At 33.6% G+C, this 3,231-nt stretch carries 3 protein-coding genes and 2 pseudogenes; all 5 read left to right on the top strand.

The window, feature by feature from the left end; genetic code table 11:
- Positions 1–791: pseudogene (locus HMPREF0027_RS12825) on the top strand (S16 family serine protease); the annotation flags it as partial.
- Positions 792–901: 110 nt separating this feature from the next.
- Positions 902–1,432 (top strand): bifunctional 3-hydroxydecanoyl-ACP dehydratase/trans-2-decenoyl-ACP isomerase, encoded by a 531-nt coding sequence (fabA, locus tag HMPREF0027_RS09905; protein ID WP_005624835.1) that lies wholly within the window; start codon positions 902–904, stop codon positions 1,430–1,432.
- 88 nt (positions 1,433–1,520) lie between these two features.
- A pseudogene (locus HMPREF0027_RS09910) lies at positions 1,521–2,047 on the top strand (pilus assembly FimT family protein).
- Positions 2,007–2,699, top strand: coding sequence for a hypothetical protein (locus HMPREF0027_RS09915; RefSeq protein WP_005624842.1), 693 nt, complete (start codon positions 2,007–2,009; stop codon positions 2,697–2,699). Before HMPREF0027_RS09910 ends, HMPREF0027_RS09915 begins: the two are co-directional and overlap by 41 nt.
- A gap of 10 nt (positions 2,700–2,709) precedes the next feature.
- A partial coding sequence (locus HMPREF0027_RS09920) for a DUF2572 family protein (protein WP_005624845.1) occupies positions 2,710–3,231 on the top strand: 522 nt, incomplete at its 3' end.

The following is a 3,231-nucleotide window of genomic DNA, read 5'->3' on the forward strand; positions in this document are numbered from 1 at the left end:
AATAAATATACAACGCAAGATATTTTGACTCAGCAGCTATATATCGAGACCGAAGATGAAGAAATCGGCCAAATCAACGGCTTGTCCGTGATTGAGTTTGACGGTATCCCTCATTCATTCGGTGAGCCGTTACGTATTAGTTGTAATGTGCAACATGGTGACGGTGAGATTACCGACATCGAACGTAAGGTTGAACTAGGCGGAAATATTCATTCGAAAGGTATTATTATTGCGCAATCTTGCTTAGCCAACTTATTAGAATTTCCGACACAACTCCCGTTCTCAGCATCACTCGCCTTTGAGCAATCTTATGGCGAAGTAGATGGTGATAGCTCATCACTGGCTATTTTCTGCGTATTAATCAGTGCGCTATCCAAACTGGCTTTACCGCAGTCAATTGCCGTTACCGGTTCAATTGACCAATTTGGTAACGTATTGAGTGTCGGCGGCGTAAATCAAAAAATCGAAGGCTTCTTTAATATCTGCCAAGCTCGCGGTTTAACTGAAAAACAAGGGGTGATTATCCCAGCAACCTGTATTTCACATTTGAGTTTAAAAACAGAAGTAATCGATGCCGTTAAAGCCGGACAGTTCAAAATTTGGGCGGTTGGAAACGTTTTTGAAGCCATTCAAATTTATTAGATAGCCATTTTTATGATGAAGAGAATGCGACTACAACAGCAAAACCTTCTGTGTTTGGGTTGATTCATCAACACATTGAGCAAGGTCAAGAACGAGAAGAAAGCGGTTCATTTTTTGCAAAAATTTGCCAATTTTTAGGTAAGCACTGATCCGACAAGCTCAGCTAACAGTTGTACGCCAAATTAAAAGCCTGTACTATCGCCCTCCATCCGGAGCCCTGATTGTACGGGCTTTTATCATATTTATTTGGAAGAAAAAAATGAACAACTGTACACCAAACATTAAACCAAGCTATACCTATGAAGACTTATTAGCATCAGGTCGTGGTGAATTATTCGGCAAAGAAGGGCCACAACTACCCGCTCCAACGATGTTAATGATGGATCGCATTAATTTAATGACTGAAAACGGTGGCTTATTCGATAAAGGTTATATCGAAGCGGAATTAGACATTCATCCGGATCTTCCATTTTTCGGCTGCCACTTTATTGGTGACCCAGTAATGCCGGGCTGCTTAGGCTTAGATGCAATGTGGCAATTGGTTGGTTTCTTCTTAGGCTGGGTCGGGGGCAAAGGTAAAGGCCGTGCATTAGGTGTTGGTGAAGTTAAATTTACCGGACAAATCCTTCCGACTGCCAAAAAAGTTATTTATCGCATTAATATGAAGCGTGTTATCAATCGTAAGTTGGTAATGGGCTTAGCGGATGGGGAAGTGGAGGTTGACGGTCGTGTTATTTATACCGCTACCGATTTAAAAGTAGGCCTTTTCCAAGACACTTCTGCTTTCTAATTTTGCGATCCTGATCGAAAAAATAGATAAACTTCATTTCATTCTCTAATCGAATTAAATAATATTCCTGCCCAGAGGGATATTATTTATGTTTAAAGCATTCACACTTATTGAAATTCTAATTACCTTTACTATTTTAGTTATTTCAATTTATTTTATTTCTCCAATTGCATTTTATTTAAATGACTTAATTGCATTAAATAGTGAAATAGAATCCCTCCAATCATTTTTATACCAATTACAAACAAAATCTCGTTACGAAAAATCAAATTATACACTTACCATTTCACAAAATAATCAAGATAAAAAATGGTGCATAATCGCAATTAAAAAAGCCAAACAAAATAAAAACAAATCATTTGTGATTGTTTAAATGCCAATCACTGCATTATTAATAATGAACATTATATTTATTCTAATCGCCACAAAGACATTTTACTAAAAAATAAAAGTTTATATCCTCAAGCTTTTATTAATATTGATGGGCTAGCTGGAAGATTAGAATCTAAATGCATTCACTTATCGCTAAACAAAACAAATGAAATATTACAATTAGATCAATGGGGAAGAATTTATGTCATGCCAAAACATAAACGCAGTCATTGTAAAGAATAGATTATCAGCATTTAGTCTAATAGAATTGCTATTGTCTCTCTCATTAAGCATATCTCTCCTACTATTAACAGCTAAATCCTATACACAATTTACTCAGAATAATGTTAAACAAAAAGAATTGTTATTTTTACAAAAAGAAGCACACCAAATTATCCATTACTTTCAACAACATATTCAGCATTTAGGTTTTCAAGGAAGCAATAGAGAAAACAGCAATTTTTATTTATTTGAGAAAGAAAATAAACGTTACGCATTAGATAATAAAAGTTGTTTAATATTTTTCTACGACTTAAATAGCGATGGATGCTTAGGTAAAAGAAAAACAAAGAATTCCCTATGCGTAAATAATGAGATAAATAACACTCATGATTTAGCCAAAGAAATATTCGGTTTTAAAATTGAATCTCAAGAAATTCATATTTACGATAAAAATAATTTGACTACTTGTAAAAAGCATGAATGTGAAGGGTTATTAAATGCTTGTCAGGAAAAATGGAAAAAATTTACTTCGATTGAGGATTTTAAAGTAGATAAGCTCTCATTTTCGTGGAAAGATCCTGAAAAAGTTATGCAGGTAACATTAAAGCTTATTTCTGTCAAACAGAATAATATTGAATATAGCACAACCAATTATATCTATATTTTAAATTAATCAGACTAATATGACGCAATATAAACTTAACGGAAGCACATTAATTTTCTCACTGATAACCATATCTTTTGTGCTGACCATTATACTTGTAACAAAAGAAAAGTTCATTCAATCAGAAATAAAAACTCAACATTATCAACGGCATTATTTATCCGGAAAACTTTCTATTCTCGAAAAAACTCGCTCAAAAAATGGTAATTGTAATCTAATAAAGCCTGAGAAACTTATTCTTGATCGCATAGCAGAAGTAAAAATAGAAGCTGAAGAACAAAAATATTCTTTTTACTGTATCAAAAATAGCTTATTTGTAGGAAAAAAACCGACTAAAGAAAAATATATTCATTTTAGACAACTATCTGATGCATTAGATATTTCTCACGCTGACATAATAGAGATAGAACATTTAAATGAACTACCTAAAAGCTCAGAACAAGATCCTAAAATCGTTTTAGTTAAGCATGATATAGATGAAACGCTTAGCCAAGATTTTTATGGCATAATTATTACCAATCATTACTTCGATATAAAAGGC

Origin of the sequence: Actinobacillus ureae ATCC 25976, from assembly GCF_000188255.1 — a bacterium.
GTDB lineage: Bacteria > Pseudomonadota > Gammaproteobacteria > Enterobacterales > Pasteurellaceae > Actinobacillus > Actinobacillus ureae.

Bases quoted from the DNA above. Each gene is read 5' to 3' on its own strand.
- fabA (WP_005624835.1), top strand. From the start codon at position 902: ATGAACAACTGTACACCAAACATTAAACCAAGCTATACCTATGAAGAC.
- HMPREF0027_RS09915 (WP_005624842.1), top strand. From the start codon at position 2,007: ATGTCATGCCAAAACATAAACGCAGTCATTGTAAAGAATAGATTATCA.